Below are 21,650 nucleotides of genomic sequence, written 5' to 3' on the forward strand. Positions count from 1 at the left end.
ACCTACCAAAGTGAAGCAGAGCATGGGATACCGACAACTGACCCAGATCCAACGATACCAAATTTTTGCCTATCTTGAGACCGGCATTAGCCAGCGAAAGATAGCTAAGGCCATTGGTGTCCATAGCAGCACCATTAGTCGCGAGATAAAGCGCAACGGTCTGACCAGTGGTTATGCGCCTGAACAGGCTCAATCGGCAAGTGATCAGCGCCGACGCACTGCCTGGAAAGTGACGAAGCGGCTGCCCAGCCTGATTCGCTGGGTCACTGACCAATTGATGGACGAATGGAGCCCTCAGCAAATCAGTGGCTTCATGGCCAATGCCAACGGGGCCTGCGTAAGCCATCAATGGATCTATGCGTTAATCTGGGACGACAAGAAGCACGGTGGAACATTATGGAAACGGCTCCGACTGCCACGCCAGCGGCGCTACCAGCGCCAATTGGCTAAGCGGGCGGGGTTAGGCAAAATCCCGCACCGAGTAGGCATTGAGCAGCGCCCTGCCAAGGTGGAAGAACGGCGCCATATCGGACATTGGGAAGGCGACACGGTGCTTAAGGGCCACAAAGAATCTGGACTGGTGACCCTGGTCGAAAGACGCAGTGGCTACCTCTTGGCAGCGCGGCTGCCAACAATCACCGCCACTAGAACGGCTCAGGCAATGACGCGGTTATTGGCACCACGCCGAGGGGCAGTGCACACCATCACTTTGGATAATGGGTCGGAATTCGCTGAGCACCGGAAAGTTGCCAAGGCCGTCTCGGCTAAGACCTATTTTTGCGACCCGTACCGCTCATGCCAGCGTGGTACTAATGAAAACACCAATGGTCTGATTAGGCAGTATTTTCCTAAAGGTACTGACTTCCGCAAAGTGACCAATGCCGAGCTACGAAGTGTCGTCAATAAGCTAAACGATAGACCAAGAAAGCGGCTGGGATACCGAACCCCAGCCCAGGTGTTCTTAGGTGAATACTCAGGAGCACTAGAAACCGCAGGTGCTGCACTTATTAGTTGAATCCAGGACTGAAGGTCATTCCACTGCAATTTAGAACTTTTGTATTCTTGGCAATGCCAGTAATGACCCTAGCCCATAAGCCCCCATGGGTGACAGATATTAGCAATATTGTTAAATGACGAAGGCAGCTTCATGCCTACAACAATACGGCCTAGTTAGTTCATGTTACCCAGGCCAAGAAGGCGCATCCGGTAGTGACAATGGCCTTTGATCAAGGCCCGCCCTGACTCTTTTTTACGACACATCTTGCTCAAAAATGTCCAACAGCCTCGCGCTAAAAGCGCTTTATTGGCCACTTCAGAGCAGATCATGATTAGAGTTTGCTTCCGACGTCGTCACGAAAATAATCCTCTGATGCAACTAGGCCAAATGTGCTGTTCGGCTCGTTAGCCTCTATCCCAACCTCCTCACTGAATAAATTTTGTATACGTCGCTCCTGTTTTAGGTACGCAACTGTGCCAAAAAAGCAACTCTCACAGAGATGTAGTTCGTAGCGCTCGCCATCGTGCTTAGCCCCGTATCCCCAATGAGCTTGGAGCGTCGCAAATTCAAGCCCAACATTCGCTACCCGAGTGGAGCATAGGCATACATCGCACATCACATCGGTGACGGAATCGATTTCCACCTTTTCAATAATTTTCATTTTGATTCTCCTACATTATTCAATCATCTATCTCCCAGGCCCAATAATCTGAAGAATTGAATGATCCGGTTACACCATTGGCTGCCACTAGATCATGATGGAACCCCAATGAGGGTGGTAGTCGCTATTTCGTACAGCACCCGGTTAGGCCTAACAGGATTCACTAAGCCTTTCATCGCCGCCTATTACGCTGAACGCTTCCGCTATCAGAATACGCTCAGAAACGGCTTGCGAATGAATGAAAATAATGACACTTTCCCTTGAAACACTAAGAAATAGTAGGGAATGGTAACGTATGGCAATTTACCAATATGAGCTCAGCAATGCTTCATTTCGTAAGCAACAACGGGTTTTTTCATCACCAAGCATCGGTCGACCGACTGCTTTCTTGAGCCATAGTCACAAAGATAACCAGCAAGCATTAGGCCTCCCCCAGTGTCAGGATGAGTGTCGCACCCTCTGATACCCTGTTCTTATAAACCGATCAGGGGGCGAAAGGAGACACTCATGCCTCGTTACTCCAAGGAGCGCCGGCAAGCCGTGGTTGCCAAGCTGCTGCCTCCCCACAACCTCTCTCCGCAGGTGATCGCGGAGCAGGAAGGGATCTCGCTGGGCACCGTCTACAAGTGGCGCAAGGAAGCCCGTGCCGAAGGCCGCTGTCTGCCGGATGCTCTGGGCAAGGGCGCCGATGGATGGTCATCCAAGGATAAGTTCAGCGCCGTGATCGAAACCGCCTCGATGAACGCCCAGGAAGCCGCGGAATACTGCCGCCGTCGGGGGATCTATCCCGAACAGCTGGAGCGCTGGCGGAATGACTGTGAGCAGGCCGCCAGTCTCTCGCACTCGGAACGCCAGCGTGAGGCCGACGAGGCCAAGCAGCAGCGCAAGCGCATCAAAGCGCTGGAGAAGGAGTTGGCTCGCAAGAACGAGGCCTTGGCGGAAACCGCAGCGTTACTGGCCCTCCGAAAAAAGGCGAGGGCGATCTGGGGGGACGAGGACGAATGATCAGCACCCCAGATCGCCAACGCGCTATCGCGCTGATCGAAGACGCCCGGGCCCAAGGGGCCCGCCTGGAAGCCGCCTGTCGCGAGCTGGGCATCACCGCCCGAACGTACCAACGCTGGACGCGCGACGGCGAGCTACGCGAGGACCAGCGCCCTTTGGTCGACCGGCCGGTGCCGGCTAACGCACTGACACCGGCCGAAGAGCAGGAGATCCTCGACGTGTGCCACCGCCCCGAGTACGCGAGCTTGCCGCCAGAGCAGATCGTGGTGCGTCTGTTCGACGAGGAGCAGCGCTACGTGGCCTCTCCCTCGTCGTTCTACCGCGTCCTGCACAAGCATCGGCAAGTGGTGCATCGTGGCCGTGCCAAAACGCCTCAGCGCCGCGCCAAGCCCACGACCTACCAGGCGACTGCGCCGAACCAGGTGTGGTCGTGGGACGCGACCTGGATGGGTGGTCCGATCAAGGGGCAGTACTACTACCTGGTGATGATGATCGACATCTTCAGCCGCAAGATCACCGGCTGGGAGGTGTTTCTGGCTGAGTCGGCCCATAACTCCCGCAGCGTGCTGGAGCGGGCGGTGCTGGCCGAGCAGATCATCGATCAGCCGCTGGTGTTGCATGCGGACAACGGCAGCCCCTTCAAGGGCGCCACGCTGCTGGAGAAGCTGCATGACCTCGGCATCACGCCGTCCTTCAGCCGGCCGCGTGTCAGTAACGATAATCCTTACTCGGAGGCGCTGTTCCGGACCTGCAAGTACCGGCCCTGCTACCCCGTCGACGGGTTTGCCACGGTCGACGATGCCCGTGAGTGGGTGGCCGGTTTCGTGCAGTGGTACAACCACGAACATCGCCACAGCGGGATTCGCCTGGTGACGCCGGCACAGCGCCATGCTGGCGGGGATACCGATGTACTGGCCAAGCGCCATGCCATCAATCAGGCAGCACGTGCGGCCAACCCCGCACGCTGGAGCGGCAAGACCCGCAACTGGACGCCGATAGGTACCGTGTCACTCAACCCAGAGCGGGAACTCCAGGTCACCGTCGTAGAGCCGGAAAAACAGGTGGCCTAAAAGACCTCAGAGGCGACAGATTTCTTGACAACTACCGGCCTTCAGCAAATGCTCATTGAACAAGGGTGGGATATCTACATCGATTGGCAAGACCAAAAGATGCCGGAACGCCCTGATGCAGAAACCGCAAGGCGAATCAAGAATGCCATTGTGCATGCCAATTGGTTCCTTTTCCTGGCTACTGAGAACTCCATGTCATCACGATGGTGCCCTTGGGAGATTGGTTACGCTGATGGAAAGAAGAATCTCAATAACATCGTCATCGTTCCTACCGTCGACTCATCAGGTCGTCATCATGGCAATGAATATTTACAGCTTTATTCCCGTATCGACACCACACCAAACGGAGCATTAGCCCTATACGACCTTCAAGGGCACAGTCGTTGGCTGAGAAATATCTGATTATGCCTTACAAAAACCTGACGGGAAGCTCAGAATGAAACGTGATCAGTTACGGCTCGTTGACACCCTTTCAAAAGAGCTAGAAGAAGGAAATCTGGCTATTTTTGCGGGTGCAGGCTTTTCAAGAGCAGCAGGTTATGTCGACTGGAAGTCATTGCTCAAGCCAATAGCTGATGAGCTTGATTTAGACGTCGATAAAGAATGGGATCTAGTTACGTTGGCGCAATACCACACAAACGTCAATGCGACCAACCGAGCAAAACTCAATCAGCTACTGGTGACTGAGTTCTCAATGACGGCGGAGCCCACTGAAAACCACGCGATTCTGGCAAGGCTGCCTATTCCGACCTACTGGACAACCAATTATGATCGTTTGATCGAAACGGCGCTTGAAAAAAACGAAAAGATAGCTGACATCAAACATACCAATAAGCAATTGGCAACGACACGGCCGAAACGTGATGCAATTGTTTATAAGATGCATGGTGACATCGAGCATGCCGCTGACGCGGTGTTGACTCGCGATGACTATGAGCGTTACCACGTCAATATGCAGCCGTTCATTACAGCTTTAAGCGGTGACTTGGTTTCTAAAACCTTCCTCTTTCTCGGCTTCAGCTTCACCGACCCTAATCTAGAATATATTCTTAGCCGCGTCAGGATTCAGTTTACTCGAGATCAACGTGTAGTGGTCAAGTAAAACTGGCCACCGCCTTATAGTTAACCCAGTACTTTTCCTCTGCCTGGTTCGGACTCATACCACCGTTATGCTGGTGAGGCCTAAGCTGGCTGTAATACCCGATTAAATAGTTCACGATATGATGCTGCCCCTGCAAGAATGAGCGATAGCCATACGTTGGCACCCATTCAACCTTTAAGCTCCTGAAGAAACGCTCCATTGGCGCATTATCCCAGCAGTTACCACGTCGGCTTAGGCTTTGTTTTACCTGGCATTTCCAGAGTGTCTGACGGAACTTACGGCTCGTATAATGACTGCCCTGGTCGCTGTGGAACATAACCCCTTTTGGCCGCCCACGGCTCTCATAAGCCATTTTCAATGCGCTGCTGGTGAGTTCGCTATCGGGCGATAACGACATCGACCAGCCAATCGTTTTCCTAGCAAATAAGTCCATGACAACGGCTAGATAAGCCCAGCGTTTGCCAGTCCAGATATATGTGACGTCGCCACACCAAACGCGGTTGGGCGCCTCAACGTTAAACTGACGCGCTAAGTGGTTCGGTACCTCAACATGTTCATCACCTGTTTTCTTGTAGGTGTGCCCAGGCACTTGGCAGCTAATTAGGCCAAGCTTTTCCATCAGGCGGCCAGCGCGATAGCGACTTAACGGCACATCCTGCCTTGTCGCCATCTCTGCGATGCTGCGCGCCCCTGCAGAGCCTTCGCTCTCGCGAAAGAGCTCTCTGACCTTGGCTATTTCCTTAGTCTTCGTGGCACACACAGGTCTTTTTGAACGTTGTCTCCAGTATTTAAAGCTGCTGCGATGCACGCCAAACACGTCACACAGTTTTTTTACCGGGTAGCTCGTCTTGAGTTTCTCGATTAGCGAGAAGTGTTCAGGGAGTCCGACATCAAGAGAGCGGTAGCCTTTTTTAGGATGTCTTTTTCCATCTCAATGTCACGGATGCGCTTTTCAAGCTCGCGAATCCTGAGCTGATCGGGTGTCATGGGCGTTGCTTTAGGGCTTTGGCCATCACGCTCTTGGCGTAACTGACGAACCCATTTATCCATGCTCGAATACCCCACATTCATGGCTTCAGCCGCTTCTCTAACTGTATAGTTTTGATCAACGACTAGCTGTGCTGCTTCGAGCCGGAATTCAGGGCTAAAGTTACGTTTTGGTCTTGTTGCCATGCTGCCACCTAGTGATGTCTTGGTGCATATTAGCACCTCTAATTAGGTGGCCAAATTCACTATGCCACTACAACGACAGCACTACTGCATCCTGAGAAGAGCTAGCAAGGGAGAGAATGAAGACCTTGCTGACTTCGAGTATCGCCAACGTAAGGAAGAGCTTTTCACAGGAGAGCTGCTCCGTGTAGGGATCAAAGCCGTTTATGTTGATGAGTTTTCTGAAATTACTGACATTCTGCGTGCCATCGAGCATCGCCACAAAAGAAATACAATCTTTATCTCTGGTGCTGCTCATGACTATAACCCGTGGTGCAAGGCTGAATCAGAGCAATTCGTTTATCATCTGAGCAGGGCCATTTGCAAAGAACAGTACCGAGTGATCTCAGGGTTTGGCCTCGGTATAGGTAGCGCAATCATCACTGGCGTGCTTGAACAAACTGTTATGAATGGTGGCCGTCTCGACAACGACCAGTTAATTCTTAGGCCCTTTCCACAAAGCAAGACTGGGGAAAGGCCTCTGAAGGAACTGTGGACAGAATATCGACGCAATATGCTCGCTCATGCAGGCGTTGCTATTTTTATGTTTGGCAATAAGCTGGAAAATGGCGAGTTAATCCTTTCTGACGGAATGCGTGAAGAATTCGATATCGCTGTAGCGAAAGGCGTTTTTGTAATTCCTGTAGGTATTACAGGCTCGATGTCGAAATTACTGTGGAATGAGGTTATGAAGTCTTATCAAGAATCTCAGCACGAGAATGGTAAAAAGATTACACCCTTGTTGGGTGAACTAGGCGATAAATCTACATCACTTGAACGCGCTCAAGAAGTCATCCTCCTCCTCTTACGGCTCATCTAAGGTGTCCCCATGGCTAGAAAGGTTTTCTTTAGTTTCCAGTACGACGACGTTCTGAGAGCGATGAATGTCCGTAACAGTAACGTGATCAATGCCAACCCTAAAGTTGGATTCATCGACAAAGCAGAGTTCGAGAAGTTAGAGCGCACAGGTGATAGCACGGTAAAAGCATGGATAGATGCCCAGCTTATCGGTACGACTGTGACAGTCGTACTTATAGGTGCCAATACTGATAAAAGTAAATGGGTAAAATACGAAATAGAGAAAAGTATCAAACGGGGCAACGGATTGTTGACTATAGATATTAGTAAAATCCCAGATTTCAATAAACAAACAAGTGACTTCTGCGGCATGAAGATCCAAGGATACAAGCACTACCGCTGGAATACAGATAATGGTCGTGAAAACCTTGGAGTATGGGTTGAAGAAGCCGCCAAGGCTGCTGGAAAACCTTGAGCGATATTTAAGCGACCACACCTTTGAGCTAATTAACGAAGATGAATTCTGATGCCCCGCCTGAAATCATACAGGCTACCAGGGGACCTATTCACCAAGCGATCCTGCGTTTGAACCCTTGTTTTAGCGGAAAAATGTCACGTGCTAACTGCTCGAATTATCCTGAATCGGATCAGGTGTCTTTGCCATCCATCAGAATAAGCTGAAGTACCACTGGCTTAGTTGCTGCCAATTGGGTTAGTGGCACACATATCGCCAATCGTTTTTAGTTTCATTGCATAACGGATTGTTGTAAGCCATTGCTTACAAACGCTGTGGTCAATCGCTTACATAAAAATGGCTTGATAAAGGCTAGGGTGAAAGTGTGACGCCCAGGATCGCCGCTTTAGCACGTCGAATGCGTCACAACAGGGATGTGATTATTGGTAGTGAAAAGAGGTAGGAGTGCCAGGGATGGCAGCTCTTTTCTAGGTTTTGGCCACTGCTAGCTCTTCCCAGCGTGTGGTGTAGCGTGGTGTACGGTGCTCGCAACGCAATTCCCAAGCATTCTGTTTGCGAGGCATGCCAATCCGGACGGTATTTTTTCCGTGTTCGCGATTGAGCTTATCGAGCGTGGCCATCAATTTTTCATTACGAGCACGTTTCTCGTCACTGATCGGTTCGGCGAGCAGCCCTAGTTGTTCATTGTCGTGATCGCACAAATCAATGAGCATAATCCCGCATTTTTGGTACCAGATGTCTTTTTTAAAAATTCTTTCTAGCCCTGCCATGGCAGCTTTGATGAGCTCGCGGCTATCATCGGTGGGGTGAGGTAGCGGTATTACTAACCGTTTACTGTAGCTCGGCAGATCTTGCCGAAAGCGATTGGTGTGAACAAACACCATCAATGCCTGCGCCAAGCCGTTTTGTCGTCGTAGCTTTTCACCAGCACGTGATGCGTGCACGCGTAGGGCTTCGTGCAGATCGGTTTTGTTCGTCGTGAGCCGGCCGAAGGAGCGGGACACCATGATCTGTTTTTTTGGTTGGCTCATGTCGTCGAGTGATATGCAGTTTTCGCCCCTCAACTCATAAACCAGACGTTCCATGACCACACTGAAATGGCGCCGCAAATGCTTAGAGCTGGCGGTGCGCAGCTGCCAAGCATTCTCTATGCCTAGAGTATGAAGCCGCGCTGCACTGCGACCTGCTACCCCCCATATCTCATTAACGGGTAGCTGCTCCAGGAATTCCCGGGTGTCGCTGCTGTTAGGGTCCATCATGGCCACGCCATTGAAAACACTTTCTTTTTTAGCGCGGTGATTGGCAATTTTTGCAAGCGTTTTGCTAGTGCTTAAGCCAACGCTAACCGGAATACCTGTATCTCGCTTAACTTGCTGTCGCATTAATTGGCATCGTTCTTCTAATGTGTCTGGTTCAAAGCCCTCAAACGATAGAAATGACTCATCAATGCTATATACATCCACGTGAGGCGTATGCTGTGAGAGAACATCAGTAACGCGGCTGCTCATATCACCGTAAAGCGCATAATTTGAGCTGAGCAATGTGCATTGTCGACGAATATGCGGATCAATCTGATGGGCAGGCATTCCCATTGCCACACCTAAGTTTTTGATTTCTTGCGAACGCGCGACCACGCAGCCGTCGTTATTCGACAAAACGCCGACAGCTTGGCCTTCCAACCTGGGAGCAAAGACTCGTTCGCAGGAGACATAGAAATTATTGCAGTCGACCAAGGCAATCATACGGTGAAACCGGGTGCTAGCGGTTGGATGCTATGGGTGGCCACACCCCAATTGTGACAATCATGCCCAGTGAGAGGGATGGGCTTAAACTCTGGGTTAGAGGCCACCAAATACGGCCGACTGCCCATGATGCTTAGCTTTTTACACGTCAGCTCGCCGTCCACGCTCATGATCACGATATGGCCTGGCTGAGGATTGATAGACCGGTCGACAATTAACAACGCATTATCTTTAATGCCATCGCCTTCCATGGAGGTGCCTTTGGCTCGCAGAAAGAACGTTGCACTAGGGTGCTTAATCAAATGGGCAATAAGATCTAATTCGACCTCGACATAATCGTCTGCGGGACTCGGGAAACCAGCGCGGACTTCGCCACCCGCTAAAGGCAGCCTTAGCGGTCGAGCCATGGTGTCGACGCGTCCAAGAATGGTGAAATGCATACTCATGCCATGCTCCCCATCGCTCGCCATGTGCCTGGTAGATGCACCTCAATGTTTTCAAGCGGTGCGAGTAGCGCGTCTTGTTCAGTCCCCCAAACCGCCAACAACTGCGTACCTTCCTCTCTCAAATCATCCCGTTGAAGAGGAAATCCTCCAACGATAACTGGAAGAGTACGGGGACTACTGAATGGCCGTTGCATAGACCGTGGGTAAGTTTTCTTGCTCATAAGCGCCTCCCTATATAGCTGTTAATATATACAGTATTAAGGGCTGACAATAAGCGATCAGCCTAGTGAATCGCAAGCACTCTTCTTCATTCGTTGGTCTTATCGTGTTGGCAAGCCCACCTTATTTTGACGGTGGTTAGATGAGGGCACCGCGATTTTGGTGCGTAGGCTGACTTGGATGGCCAATTCTCGTCTATCCTGCAGCTATGTGCGGACGATTTGCTTTATTCACCCCGATACCTGAGCTGACCAAAAAGGTCGGTGCGGTTATGTCTGAGCGCGACATTCGACCGCGCTACAATGTGGCGCCGGGTACCTGGATCGCGAGCATACGGCAGGCGTCTGAGGACTCTGCTCCCACGCTTGAAGAGGTGTGGTGGGGATTTCGCCCATCGTGGGCCAAAGGGAAAGGCACGCAACCCATAAATGCGCGAGTTGAAACCGTTGCGACTAATAACTTTTTCAAATCGGCATTTGCTAAACACCGGTGCCTCGTACTCGCTGACGGATGGTACGAATGGATCAAGAACACGCCCCCTAAGCAGCCTCATTATCTGTGCCGAAGGGATCGAGAGCCCCTATACTTCGCCGCTATCTACGCAGAACGGGATGATGGAGGTCTAGGATGTGCCATTCTCACCGAGCCAGCTCGAGGCAGTGCTGCCGATGTGCATGACAGGATGCCGTTAATTTTGGACGACGACAGTCTTGAACACTGGCTTGCTACTGACCTGACGGATAAAGAGACAATCCGCAGCATGGTGCGGCATATCGATGCGGGACTAGTTGAACATTGGCCGGTTAGCACGGCTGTTAACAAACCTTCCGAGGGACAAGGTGATGAGCTGATCAATCCTCTCTAGCGTTTCTGATCTTGAGATTGATAGTTTTCCAGCGCTTTTATCTATCCGCTAGGTTGTAGCCATAGGAAGGAAGAACAAATTCAAAGTGAGGAGCCAACAAAGCTATCTCACTGGTAGGTTGAACACCGTAAGGTGGTTAGACGTTATCCATCATCGGCCGCTTATGCATGGCTAGCCTCAAGTACCACGACGATCACTTCCGCGACGGCTAACTTATTAGTATAGCCCCCAGGATAATGGACCAGAGTACATACCCAAAATAAGGGTGCCTAAGATTATGACCACGCCAACTAGTTTGCGCGAAGCTGAGATGGAAGCAAGAGCGCGTCGAGCCGTGATGGAAAGCGGCGATTGGTTAACTGTCGATGAGATATTGCAGTTGCCAGGCGTCCGCTCACGTGGTGATAGTGTTCATCCTGCTCAGTGGAAACAACAAGGTGATATTTTTACTATCAATGACCACGGCACCGATTACTACCCAGCGTTTGGGCTTGAGAAGGATGCTGGCTACCGACCGTATCGCGTCATGTCGAAAATCATCGACATCTTCAAAGAGGATAAAGACGGATGGGGAATGGCCTTTTGGTTTCAGTCGATAAACAGCTATCTTGGCGGGCTAAGGCCCCAGGATCTGATAGCTACAGACCCTGATCTCGTTATTGATGCCGCTCTAGATGAGGTGCGAGGAGTCACACATGGATAGTGAGTAGACCAATATGGGGTAGTGGCAATAACAATCGACACGCTTCAAACGAGCAAAAAAGATAATCAGAGCTCCCCCTAAAGGTGACTTAAGTTATTATGAAGAGCTATCCGTGGAAAGGGGCTATGTCATGTGCAATGGGTCGCCCGCTATACCCCCATAGGGCCATGCCTTTACCGGCGTTGATGTTAGTCTGAATATGCTCACGTGGGTTTAATAACCATTATTTGCGAGGCTACTCATGTCAGCATCAGCCATTTCGCCTCAAAAGCATAGGAATAATGGGCGCGACTACCTTACCATGCTTCACTAAAAGCCTGAGAAATTTGACTCCCCATCATGTATGAGTGACGCCAAAAGCAACCTAATTCACGCTCTGCCGATAAAGCGGGAGGAAGCTCCATCACTGCTAAATGATCCGGTAAATGTACATCTCTTACCCAGCCATACGGCAATAATGCATGACCATAACCTGCGGCAACTAAAGCCATTCGATGCTCAACACCAAGGCCATATGTACGAGTCAAGCCGGAGCTTAATAATTTACTTAAGCCTTCAGTAATTAGCGATGGAACAAAATCATCCTCGCTAAGTGGTAGTAATCCAGGCTCACAGAGCATAAGAGGATGGAGTTCAGGCTGAAGTTTATCGGCTCGCACTAGTAAGACAAAGTGTTCCTTGAATAAGCTTGTATATGCCATCCCCTCAGGAACCGACTGTGCTGCACTAATTAGCAAATCAATTTCACGGTTCTGTAAACGCCGTAACAGACCTTGATGCTTGCCACTAACCAACTCGACTTTAGTTTTACCTGAACGGTGAGCACAAATCTGGATAATCCGTAACAAGTTATCCGGTGCCAGTGAGGAAATCACTCCAATACGTAAGGTTTGCCCAAAGGGAAGAGCTAAGCCATCATCACGTAACCCCTCAAGCCGAGTCACGCCTTCTAAAATTACGGCGATTAAGTCTAAAACTTCCTTTCCAAAGGCAGTGGGTGTTATTTTACTCCCCCTTTCAAAAATGGGCTGTCCGAGAATTTCCTCTACTTTTTTTACTTGATAAGACAAGCCCGAGGTCGAAATACCCATGTCTATGGCCGCATAACGAAAACTACGTTTCATTGCGACGGCCTCAACTAAAAGCAAGTCACGCACAGACACTGCTGCTAGCTTGTTCGAAATTACTTCACGCACCGTCATAAACATTTCGATTCCAATTGATGAAACACTGGCTATAATATTTTTAATCAAAATGATAGTCAATCTCATTCTTAATTGGAGAGGTTATGACCTCAATACCCCGTTGCTTTGCCGTGCTAGTAGCGACAACTTTGTTATCAGGTAACTTGTCAGCGCAAGAATTTAACTTTACTGATGTAACCGGACAGGAAATTAAGTTAGAAGCCCCTCCTAGACGTATCATTACTCTGCCCAATCCAGCTGCAGCTACCTTCATCGCAATAGATGGTTCTACCGAGCTGTTAGTGGGTATGAATGAGGGCTCTAAACGAGCCTTTGAGAGCGGTATGATGAGCGTTATGTTTCCTGAAGCTGTTGATATCTCCAGTGACATTTTGTCGGAAAACGGTGGTTGGATGCCCAACGTAGAGGCCATCGCAGAACTTAAACCGGATTTAGTCATCCAGTGGGGTGAGCGCGGCGATGATATCGTAGCTCCACTTCGCAATGCAGGTTTGCCCGTTGCTCTAATGGTAGGCGGTGGCAATGCGGGTACAGAAGAGCTGGCCCGAGCCAATATGAAAATGGTGGCTGATATCACGGGTAATACTGAAAAACTGTCAAAGCTTATTGATTGGCGTGACCGTGTACAAAGTGAAATTACTACTGGTTTAAAACAAGTAGGCTTTCATGCAACACCAAGCATTTTGCATTTGCGCTCTGCCAAATCCAAGTTGACTGCTACTGGTGAGAAAAGTTATCAACAAACCTTCATCGAGCTGGTTGGCGCTAAAAATGTAGCTCAAGGAGCTGGCGTACAAAGCACTGTTAGCGTGGAACAGATTCTTGAATGGAACCCAGATATTATCTTACTTTCCGCAGCAGAGACGGATGCTGGATTAGAAGCGATATACGACGACCCATTACTTTCTCGCTTAAATGCCGCCGTACAAAAACGCGTTTATAAGACACCTCAAGGTGGATATATCTGGGATAGTGCTTCCCATGAAAGCCCCTACACATGGATGTGGCTGGCCAATCTTACTCATCCCGATATTTTCTCTTTTGACCTACGTCACGAATTAAAAGAAGGCTTCAAATTACTTTATAACTTTGACCTATCGGATGAGCAGATAGATCGAATTCTGCGTATTGCTATGAACGGCGACAGTCACGGTTATCAAGTGTTTCGTAAACAATGAACACATATACGCGATCGATTCACTCGTCCTCAGAAATGGTTGAGCCAGTTACCCTGAGCACTTGGCGTGCTAGTCATTGGCCTCTTTTGTCCCTACTGCTTATAGCGACTGTGCTAATCGGGCTATCAGTAGGTCGATACAGCGTAGCGCTAGATGAGATTGTAGCCATCCTATATGCAGCCTTACGAGGTGATAACTCACAGCATATGGATGCGTTGGTGATCTTGAATGTACGCTTGCCGCGCATATTATTGGCAGGAGTATGTGGGGCTGGGCTTGCCATCTGCGGGGTAGCCTTACAAACCTTATTTCGTAACCCTCTCGTTTCACCTAAAGTGCTAGGTTTATCCTCAGGTTCAGCATTAGGAGGATCACTGGCAATTTTGGCTGGAGTAGGGGGGCCGCTACTGATGGGGGCTACGTTTGTATCAGCATTTGCTGCTCTGTTTTTAGTAGTGCTGATTTCAAATATGGCGGGTCGTACTTTGATGACTATTGTGCTTGCTGGAATTGTTATTGATGCTTTATTTGCAGCAGGTATTTCGTTAGTTCAATATGCCGCGGATCCAGAAACGAGTTTACCTGCCATCGTCTTTTGGCTGATGGGAAGCTTTGCAACGGCGAGTTGGGAAAAATTTGCACAAACTGCTCCTATACTCATTGCCAGCATTTACCTACTGAATAGAATGCGCTATCGCATTGCTGTACTCGCTATGGGTGACGACGAAGCTAAGTCGTTTGGCATCCATGTTGCACGCTCCCGGATGATCGTCTTCGCGTTGATTTCTATCATTATCGGCGCCTGCGTAACCGCATCGGGCGTAGTGGGGTGGGTAGGACTCGTAATCCCACACTTTGCTCGTATGTTAGTAGGCGAAGATCACCGCCGGCTCTATTTCACGAGTCTTATGCTGGGTGCCACTTTCATGATTTTGACTGATACGTTGGCTCGTAGTTTAACTGCTGCAGAGATTCCTTTAGGCGTACTCACAGCTCTAGTTGGCGCCCCCGTCTTTGTGTACTTACTATGCACTCGTCGACGTGAAAGGGCTTAATCATGCAAACCGTCTTTACCTCTCATCTCAGTTTAACTGGAGCGTGCGTACGTTTTAGTGAACGTGTGATTTTTCAGGATTTAAGTTTTAACGTACAAAAGGGCGAAACGTTGGCCATTTTGGGCCCAAACGGACGCGGTAAGACTACGTTGCTAAAAGCTCTATTAGGCTCACAACGTTTAGATCAAGGACAACGGCAGGTACCCCACCTCATCGGCTATGTACCTCAATACCAATACGGTAGTGAAAACCATTGTTGCCTCGATGTGGTACTCATGGCACGAGCCGCCTTGCTTCCCATGTTCAGCCTTCCTTCACAGCGGGATCGTAAGCTAGCTCTTGAAGCATTGGAAAAAGTAGGCGGAGGGCATTTTGCTTATCGTTTATATGGCTCTCTATCCGGCGGCGAGCGCCAATTAGTGTTGCTTGCTCGTGCTTTAGCTACTGGTGCTGAGGTACTCATACTTGATGAGCCGGCTTCAGCTTTAGATTTAGCTAATCAGGACTTATTGCTTAACGTCTTATTCGAGTTACGCCGAGTACGTAGCCATTCGGTCGTTTTTACCACTCACCATCCGCAACACGCTCTGCATCTCGCAGACAAAGTACTGCTGATGCACACCAACGATCAGATTAAATTTGGTCCAGCTGATGAGCTGTTAACCGAGTCTGAGTTATCCCGTTTATACAACGTCAGACTACGCCGTCTAATGGTGCAAACGGGAGAACATTTTCAAAGCACAATCTGCCCGGTTTTTGGAATACGTGAACCGGATCAAGATATGCCCATTTCTTATCCTCTAAACAAAGGTAAATACAATGAGTAACGATACAATCTCCTATCTGGAAAATGGACATGAATTTACAGTCCACTTTGATGAGTTATTAAAATACCACGGTGCCGGTTATCCGGGTGGTGTAGCCCACGGGCTAAAAGTTATGCAGCGAGCCTGGCCCTTGCTAGATAATGGTCGTTTGCCTGAACGACGTGAAATTCGCTGTGTCACAGCCTTTGGAGGCCCAGGGGGTAGAGATGCGATTGAGTTTGTTACCCGCGGTCTTACTGAGGGTCGCTACATTGTTGATAACTCAGTAGGGCTCGAAGAAGAAGAGTCCCCCGGTGGTCGTTATTACTTCCGTTTCGAGTACCGTGGCACCGCTGTTGAAATCACCATCCGTCCCGGACACGTACGCCCCGAGTTCATTCAGTTAGCACGCAAGAAAGACCGCTCACCAGAAGAAGAGATCATTTTGGCTGAAATGAAGCTCGAAATGGGAGAACGCTTGTTAGTCCAGCCCGCAGAAGATATTTACAACGCTACCGTATTATCGTAATAAGTCATAGCCATGAGTCAAGAACGTCAAACTTGGCTCGGGCTACTTGCCCGAGCTAACCGAGATTATCTGGAAAATATCTGGGCTACTTACAATCCGGGTGTGCCTATACAAAAACTCGCTGGCCCTGAAACGGGGTTGGTGCAGCTCAATACACAAGCTTGTAAGGCCTCAGTGTCATTTCAGTTTGGTGAGGCTTCTTGTACTCGCTGCGTAATCGCTATTGGGAAAATTCAAGGTTACGCAGTACATTTGGGCTCCGATCTACGCAAAGCGGAGTTAGCGGCCTATCTAGACGCCTTTCTACAAACGGCCCCCTCCCACCAACGTGAGCTGGTGCTGCACCCTATACGCCAACAGTTAGAGCTAAAAAAGGCTGAGAGGGAGCAGCTGACGGCTGCTACTTCTGTACGTTTCTACACCACACAAAAAACTTAGAATCATGAAAATACCTTTACGATCTGAGCACAGACATGACGATGAGTTACATCGGCAGACGCGTACTTATCGGCGACTACTGCATGCCTTTGGTTACCCAATGCGCATACAGCAACTAGAAGAGCGTGCTATTCATTGCATCGTTGACTGCCTTCTAGACAGCCAAACGACGGTAGCTATTGAGGTGGAAAATAAGGAATTAACAAGCCGTATTTTGAATACAGGCGCAACCTTGAGCCAAACTCCCGAATGGGTTTTTGCAGGTTCTCAACGGCATCACTTACAACATATTCCAGCAGGAAGCCGTGAGGCGCCTGAAAGTGGGGCAACCCTTGTCATGGAAATAGCCGCCATATCACCTACAAACGGGGGGCTTGCTATACGAGCCACCGGTGCAGGACTCAACAAACCACACACTTTATATTTTTCAGGGTTACATCAAAATGTAGTCATTGATCATATTGCTTTTCGTGCCGATTACCCGCGTGGAGTGGACCTACTACTATGCGCTGACACGCAGCTGGTTGTATTACCACGTCACTTAACTTTGGAGATCATTTAATGTACGTACCAGTAAAGGGTGGTGAACAAGCAATTGCTGCTTCCCGTATAGCCGTAGAACGGAGTCGCCGAGGCGACGACACAATCCCCGAGATTGAAATTAATCAAATCATGGCACAAATGTCGTTAGCTCTTGATCGGATCATGAGTGAGGGGGGCTTATACGATCGACGTTTTGCTGCTATTGCCTTTAAGCAAGCTCAGGGAGACATTGCCGAAGCGGTATTTCTCGTACGTGCTCATCGCGCGCAATTAGCCAATTTTGGCTCAAGCCAAAACATAGATCTAAAAACAATGCATTACAGTCGCCACATTTCCGCCACGCAAAAAGAGTTGGCTGGAGGGCAAATTTTAGGCGCCACTTACGACTACACCCACCGCTTACTGAATATGGATTTAGAACACTCTCGCCCTCAGTGCGAGTTACCTAAATCAGTGATAACAGCTCCCTCATCGCCCTCTAGCTCTGAGCCACTGTACGCAGATCTTATCCGCACCGAAATATCTAAAGCTCCGATAGACATTACGCGAACTGTTTTGCCTTCTTTACCTGATCCTTGCGAGCGTCTCGCTCATCTCGCTCGTGGCGAAGAAGGCTACTTAACTGGATTAGCTTACGAGAGTTTGCGTAAAGCCTCAACGAGTCATCCCTATGTAGCGCAATTAATGAGAGGGAGCGTTGAAATATTCGTAGAGCTGGAAGACCTCAATTTAACCGTATCCATTGGTGAGGTTGAGTTAACTGCCTGCACTACTGTGGCTCCAAATTTTAGCTCATCTCCACATTTAGAAGCGGGTTTTGGTATTGCTTTTGGAGCTAACGAGCGTAAAGCCGTCGCCATGGCAATCGTAGATCAGCACTTTAAAATTGAGGGTGCTACCAGTGATGCACTCATGCATACCGACGGAGTCGCTGCATCCGGCTATGTCAGCCATTTGAAATTACCTCATTACTCTGACTTTGATGCTGATTTAGCGCGTTTACGCCGAGTTCAGGCTAAGGAGGAAATATGAATTATGCCTACCTTGATCTACCGTCCAAACAAGAAATACGTCGTAAAACCCTAAAAGCACTCTGTCTACCTGGACGTCAAATACCTTTCTCAGCTCCTGAGCTACCCATTGCCTATGGTTGGGGGGTAGGAGGCATGGCTATTACCGCTGCCTTATTAGAACCGAATGACACGTTAAAGGTAGTCGATCATGGTTCGGATGATACCGTTAATGCCCTGAATATCGCGGATTTTTTTACTAAAACGGCAAACATATCAATTACGACAACAAGCTCAAAGGCTACTCTCATTCAAACGCGTCAGCGAGTCCCTGAAAGCCCGTTGCGGGAAGAGCAAATTGTGGTGTACCAAGTTCCTCGACCTGACCCTCTACGTGGATTTATTAATGATGCGGCCGAAGCACTGACACGGCACGCACATCATGATTACGGTGTCGTGTTAAGCGCTCTATTTGAAACATGGTTGCAACAAGATGAGGCGTGCTTAGGATACGACCACCCTGTGATTGTTAATGATGGGGTCTTAATGTCACCGTCGCCTATTCCTGCTATGGATAACCCCCGCATGGCGATGATGCCTGCTATTCAGATTTTTGGCGCCGCACGCGAGCGACGAATTTATGCATTGCCTGCCTATACACCCTTAGCAAACTTAGCTTTTGTTGACCTGCCTGCTAGCCTGAAAAAAGTCGATACAGCATGTTGTATCTGCGGCTCATCTATTCATTATTTGGATAATATTGGTACGTCAAACACCCCCCATTGGGTATGTTCCGACTCCGAAGCATGCAAGGAGCGCGCTCATGTTTAGCTTGCCAGATCCCGTGCTGACAGCACAGGCTATCTCACTTGAAATAGCTGGGCACCGTATTTTGTCGGATTGTCACCTCAAGCTTTATCCTTCCGAGGTTCTCGCTTTAGTCGGCCCCTCAGGTGCTGGAAAATCAAGTCTTCTGAATATACTTGCTGGACGACAGCTATCTAACAACTGTCAGGCTCTTTCCCTTTTAGGCCAGGATTTACTACGTACCAGTCTTTATCAAACTAACCTTTTACGTCGGCGGGCGTGTGGCTATGTGGCTCAGGATGCCAGCACAACCCTAAACCTGAGACAAAGTGCCGCCACTAATATCGTACGTCGTCTTTTTGATTTAGGTGACAACCGTGCGGTTGATGCACTCAAACAAGCACAAAAATGGGGCCAGCGACTTGGTTTATGTCCAGAACGATTACATGAGCCAGTGAAGAACTTTTCGGGAGGGATGCGCCAACGCGTACAAATCGCTGCGGCCATGATCCATCAGCCGAGCATTTTATTTTTAGATGAACCCACTGCTGGTCTCGACTCAGTCGCTCAAGCAGATTTTTTAGATGTGCTCTCTAATTTGAGAAACCAAACACAGACTGCCATGGTGTTTGTGACTCATGACTTACGTCTAGCTCGACTCATTGCTGATCGGGCCATCGTGATGGATCAAGGCCGCATCGTCAGCGAATCCATTATGGATCGTTTGCTTACTGAGCCTGAGCATCTCATCGCCCAAGCTCTTGTTAAGGCAATGATTTAATGAATAAACCAACTGTGATTTTGCAGTATGAAGGCAATGGCATACATCATGGGCCACTTCGCATAACGGCACAAACAGGGCAGATCGTACAGATCTGGGGAGCGTCAGGCTCAGGAAAATCGACTTTGCTCTCACGAATTTGGGGAAGTCGAAGCTTAGGAACGGCACACTTGTGCATACGAACCCACGATCAGCAGTTCACACCAAGCACAATGACACCCGCCCACTTTGCATTTCTACGCTCACGATTAATGTCGTACGTAGGGCAACATCCTACCGTACTACCTCGCGAAAAACTTGTGGATTGGTTTGCTCTAGTCCCCACAAAGACAGTACTCGACGGACTAAGACTGCTGGACCTCTCTCCTAGCTTACTCTCTCGCTATGCCTGTGATGTCTCTGGTGGTGAACTACAGCGTTTTATGTTGCTTCACGCTTATTTTTCTTCTCCTCCAATCTTACTTTTAGATGAGCCCTGTACAGGATTGGATCCAGAGCGTAGTCATCAGGTGAGCACGCTTTTATTACAGGCTAAAGCCGCTCAGAAACTGGTTATTTACACCAGTCATACGAGTGCCAGTTGGGTGGATCAGTCAATCTCTTTAGACGGTTAAACCGTCTACATTTAATTTAACCTGGAAAAGTACTCATAATGAAAAAAATTTTATTGGGATCTGCGTTGAGTGTAGGTTGCCTAAACTTCGTTCATGCCGATACCTCAGTCACACTGGTAATCCCCCCACCAAACCGTAGTGCTTTAAAGTAGAATTTCTCGCAAAGGAAATTCAATGAAAAAGTCTCCCGCTTTGGCTGAGTGAGCGGCTTATTAATGCCTACGCCATACAACATTTAATAAAAAAGAGGAGGGCCAAAAAGAAAAAAAATCTCACGGCAGTGTAAAAACAAACTCAAAAAGATAAATCAGGGAGTAAACATGTTGTTGAACAACAAAAAATGCCATGGCATTTCTACATTGGCACTAGTAGCAGGTTTAGGGTTTTCAGGAACCACACAGGCATTCAATGTGTATGAAGACGGAGAAACTTACTTTGACCTATATGGCCGTATACACTTGACGTTAAACAACGATGACGGTAACGACTATATTAGTGAAGAAGGTTCACGCCTTGGCTTTAAAGCTGGACATAGGATAAATCCTAAGCTAGAGGGTTTTATAAGAGCCGAGTTTAGATTCACCGCTAATGATCGTGACGAGGCACGGCCTAACGTCATTGATGATATAAGGAACACATATGTAGGGCTACGATTTGAAGACGTCGGAGCCGTAAAGGTTGGTAACTTTGACTCCATCTATTATCAGAACATATCCAAGGTTATCAATGTAAGAAATACTGTGGATTGGCGAGCCTTGGCAAAAGGTGGTGCCCGCGCCCGTGGAAACTCTATCTCTTTTGAATCCCAAAGTTTCGATGGCTTCAGCCTGGGTGTCGCTGGAAAGCTCGATCCAGAAGATGAAGATGCAGGTGAAGAAGAAACACTTAACCTAATGGGATATGTAGCCTATGAAACAGGCCCGGTACGTTTTGCCGCTGGCTATGATGAAGCAGAAGGTGATGATGATGCTCTACTCGGGGCAAGCGTAACCTACAAAATATCTCCACAGCTAAGTGTCGGTGCGTTATTTGAAGAGCAGGGAGATATTCGTCATTATGGTATAGCACCCGTTTTTAGTTACTCAGAAGGCAAAATATACGGGAACGTCAGCTATATGGAAAATAGTGACATGAATTTGAGTGACGTCCAATACGTTGCGGGTGGCAGCTACCGGCTTAGTGATCCAATGTTTGTATATTTAGAATATGCTAGCAGTACAGATAGGGAGATCAATGCGATTGATAAGGATTGGTGGGCTTTAGGGGTTCGATACGATTTCTAAGTTTCACAGAGCCCATTAATACAGGTCTACACAGCACCCCGAAAGTTGAACTCCCAGTTCGACCTTCGGGGTTTAAATCTCGATAGCCTCAAAAATCAAGCGCAACGCC

General features: G+C 48.9%; 24 protein-coding genes. 19 read left to right on the top strand and 5 right to left on the bottom strand.

From position 1 onward, the window contains the following. Positions 1 to 22 precede the first annotated feature (22 nt). On the top strand, positions 23 to 1,015 hold the full coding sequence (locus tag ACQE2I_RS17020) for an IS30 family transposase (RefSeq protein ID WP_096277122.1): 993 nt from the start codon (positions 23 to 25) through the stop codon (positions 1,013 to 1,015). Between the two features lie 313 nt (positions 1,016 to 1,328). Here ACQE2I_RS17020 and ACQE2I_RS17025 read toward each other — a convergent pair whose 3' ends face one another. Continuing rightward, on the bottom strand, positions 1,329 to 1,658 hold the full coding sequence (locus ACQE2I_RS17025; RefSeq protein ID WP_086961195.1) for a hypothetical protein: 330 nt from the start codon (positions 1,656 to 1,658) through the stop codon (positions 1,329 to 1,331). Positions 1,659 to 2,165: 507 nt separating this feature from the next. On the opposite strand from ACQE2I_RS17025, the gene ACQE2I_RS17030 reads away from it, so the two are divergent. The 3 genes from ACQE2I_RS17030 (at position 2,166) to ACQE2I_RS17040 (ending at position 4,835) form a co-directional block, all read left to right on the top strand. Then, a protein-coding gene (locus ACQE2I_RS17030; RefSeq protein ID WP_226940270.1) for an IS3 family transposase occupies positions 2,166 to 3,733 on the top strand; the annotation gives its coding sequence in 2 pieces (ribosomal slippage) (positions 2,166 to 2,631 and positions 2,631 to 3,733; 1,569 coding nt in all). Positions 3,734 to 3,757: 24 nt separating this feature from the next. After that, on the top strand, positions 3,758 to 4,135 hold the full coding sequence (locus tag ACQE2I_RS17035) for a TIR domain-containing protein (RefSeq protein WP_427029211.1): 378 nt from the start codon (positions 3,758 to 3,760) through the stop codon (positions 4,133 to 4,135). A 34-nt stretch (positions 4,136 to 4,169) separates the two neighbouring features. Continuing rightward, a complete protein-coding gene (locus ACQE2I_RS17040) occupies positions 4,170 to 4,835 on the top strand; it encodes an SIR2 family NAD-dependent protein deacylase (protein WP_427029212.1) in 666 nt (221 codons plus the stop codon). Here the strand turns inward: ACQE2I_RS17040 and ACQE2I_RS17045 are convergent. Beyond that, a protein-coding gene (locus ACQE2I_RS17045; protein ID WP_427029213.1) for an IS3 family transposase occupies positions 4,828 to 6,008 on the bottom strand; the annotation gives its coding sequence in 2 pieces (ribosomal slippage) (positions 4,828 to 5,741 and positions 5,741 to 6,008; 1,182 coding nt in all). The genes ACQE2I_RS17040 and ACQE2I_RS17045 overlap by 8 nt on opposite strands. Before the next feature lie 61 nt (positions 6,009 to 6,069). Between ACQE2I_RS17045 and ACQE2I_RS17050 the strand changes: the two genes are divergently transcribed. Then, a complete protein-coding gene (locus ACQE2I_RS17050; protein WP_427029214.1) occupies positions 6,070 to 6,864 on the top strand; it encodes a hypothetical protein in 795 nt (264 codons plus the stop codon). Between the two features lie 9 nt (positions 6,865 to 6,873). Continuing rightward, complete coding sequence (locus tag ACQE2I_RS17055) at positions 6,874 to 7,317, top strand: TIR domain-containing protein (RefSeq protein ID WP_096277114.1); 444 nt, start codon at positions 6,874 to 6,876, stop codon at positions 7,315 to 7,317. Positions 7,318 to 7,784: 467 nt separating this feature from the next. On the opposite strand, the gene ACQE2I_RS17060 is transcribed toward ACQE2I_RS17055, so the two are convergent. Together ACQE2I_RS17060 and ACQE2I_RS17065 are read right to left on the bottom strand one after the other, a co-directional pair. Beyond that, positions 7,785 to 9,059, bottom strand: coding sequence for a Y-family DNA polymerase (locus ACQE2I_RS17060; RefSeq protein ID WP_096277112.1), 1,275 nt, complete (start codon positions 9,057 to 9,059; stop codon positions 7,785 to 7,787). Beyond that, entirely contained in the window at positions 9,056 to 9,505 is a 450-nt protein-coding gene (locus ACQE2I_RS17065) for a LexA family protein (RefSeq protein WP_225734540.1), read from the bottom strand. Before ACQE2I_RS17065 ends, ACQE2I_RS17060 begins: the two co-directional genes overlap by 4 nt. Positions 9,506 to 9,932: 427 nt before the next feature. On the opposite strand from ACQE2I_RS17065, the gene ACQE2I_RS17070 reads away from it, so the two are divergent. Together ACQE2I_RS17070 and ACQE2I_RS17075 are read left to right on the top strand one after the other, a co-directional pair. Next, a complete protein-coding gene (locus tag ACQE2I_RS17070; RefSeq protein WP_096277108.1) occupies positions 9,933 to 10,589 on the top strand; it encodes an SOS response-associated peptidase in 657 nt (218 codons plus the stop codon). Between the two features lie 277 nt (positions 10,590 to 10,866). Further along, positions 10,867 to 11,292 carry a hypothetical protein gene (locus tag ACQE2I_RS17075; protein ID WP_225734539.1) on the top strand — a complete coding sequence of 142 codons (426 nt, stop codon included), beginning with the start codon at positions 10,867 to 10,869 and terminating at the stop codon, positions 11,290 to 11,292. 296 nt (positions 11,293 to 11,588) lie between these two features. Here the strand turns inward: ACQE2I_RS17075 and ACQE2I_RS17080 are convergent, their stop codons facing one another. Further along, positions 11,589 to 12,557 (bottom strand): LysR family transcriptional regulator, encoded by a 969-nt coding sequence (locus tag ACQE2I_RS17080; RefSeq protein ID WP_226912184.1) that lies wholly within the window; start codon positions 12,555 to 12,557, stop codon positions 11,589 to 11,591. Positions 12,558 to 12,580: 23 nt separating this feature from the next. Between ACQE2I_RS17080 and ACQE2I_RS17085 the strand changes: the two genes are divergently transcribed. From ACQE2I_RS17085 to ACQE2I_RS17135, 11 genes are all read left to right on the top strand, one after another. Next, complete coding sequence (locus ACQE2I_RS17085; RefSeq protein WP_096277102.1) at positions 12,581 to 13,675, top strand: ABC transporter substrate-binding protein; 1,095 nt, start codon at positions 12,581 to 12,583, stop codon at positions 13,673 to 13,675. Positions 13,676 to 13,710: 35 nt separating this feature from the next. After that, positions 13,711 to 14,730: a FecCD family ABC transporter permease gene (locus tag ACQE2I_RS17090; RefSeq protein WP_226913506.1), complete on the top strand. Its 1,020-nt coding sequence runs from the start codon at positions 13,711 to 13,713 to the stop codon at positions 14,728 to 14,730. 2 nt (positions 14,731 to 14,732) lie between these two features. Continuing rightward, positions 14,733 to 15,557: an ABC transporter ATP-binding protein gene (locus tag ACQE2I_RS17095; protein ID WP_016239116.1), complete on the top strand. Its 825-nt coding sequence runs from the start codon at positions 14,733 to 14,735 to the stop codon at positions 15,555 to 15,557. Next, positions 15,550 to 16,065, top strand: coding sequence for a hypothetical protein (locus tag ACQE2I_RS17100; RefSeq protein WP_019282989.1), 516 nt, complete (start codon positions 15,550 to 15,552; stop codon positions 16,063 to 16,065). The genes ACQE2I_RS17095 and ACQE2I_RS17100 overlap by 8 nt, the downstream gene beginning before the upstream one ends. 12 nt (positions 16,066 to 16,077) lie before the next feature. Then, positions 16,078 to 16,503, top strand: coding sequence for a phosphonate C-P lyase system protein PhnG (gene phnG, locus ACQE2I_RS17105; RefSeq protein WP_081194694.1), 426 nt, complete (start codon positions 16,078 to 16,080; stop codon positions 16,501 to 16,503). A gap of 4 nt (positions 16,504 to 16,507) precedes the next feature. Then, positions 16,508 to 17,065, top strand: coding sequence for a phosphonate C-P lyase system protein PhnH (phnH, locus tag ACQE2I_RS17110; protein WP_048766753.1), 558 nt, complete (start codon positions 16,508 to 16,510; stop codon positions 17,063 to 17,065). Further along, positions 17,065 to 18,078 carry a carbon-phosphorus lyase complex subunit PhnI gene (locus tag ACQE2I_RS17115; protein ID WP_016239120.1) on the top strand — a complete coding sequence of 338 codons (1,014 nt, stop codon included), beginning with the start codon at positions 17,065 to 17,067 and terminating at the stop codon, positions 18,076 to 18,078. The genes phnH and ACQE2I_RS17115 overlap by 1 nt, the downstream gene beginning before the upstream one ends. Continuing rightward, on the top strand, positions 18,075 to 18,887 hold the full coding sequence (locus tag ACQE2I_RS17120) for an alpha-D-ribose 1-methylphosphonate 5-phosphate C-P-lyase PhnJ (RefSeq protein WP_048766754.1): 813 nt from the start codon (positions 18,075 to 18,077) through the stop codon (positions 18,885 to 18,887). The genes ACQE2I_RS17115 and ACQE2I_RS17120 overlap by 4 nt, the downstream gene beginning before the upstream one ends. Beyond that, positions 18,880 to 19,644, top strand: coding sequence for an ATP-binding cassette domain-containing protein (locus tag ACQE2I_RS17125; protein ID WP_016239122.1), 765 nt, complete (start codon positions 18,880 to 18,882; stop codon positions 19,642 to 19,644). The genes ACQE2I_RS17120 and ACQE2I_RS17125 overlap by 8 nt, the downstream gene beginning before the upstream one ends. Next, complete coding sequence (locus tag ACQE2I_RS17130; RefSeq protein WP_016239123.1) at positions 19,644 to 20,258, top strand: ATP-binding cassette domain-containing protein; 615 nt, start codon at positions 19,644 to 19,646, stop codon at positions 20,256 to 20,258. The genes ACQE2I_RS17125 and ACQE2I_RS17130 overlap by 1 nt, the downstream gene beginning before the upstream one ends. Before the next feature lie 320 nt (positions 20,259 to 20,578). Next, entirely contained in the window at positions 20,579 to 21,541 is a 963-nt protein-coding gene (locus tag ACQE2I_RS17135; RefSeq protein ID WP_086961201.1) for a porin, read from the top strand. Positions 21,542 to 21,650: the final 109 nt, after the last annotated feature.

This window comes from Halomonas sp. H2, from assembly GCF_050215315.1.
Taxonomy (GTDB): Bacteria; Pseudomonadota; Gammaproteobacteria; order Pseudomonadales; family Halomonadaceae; genus Vreelandella.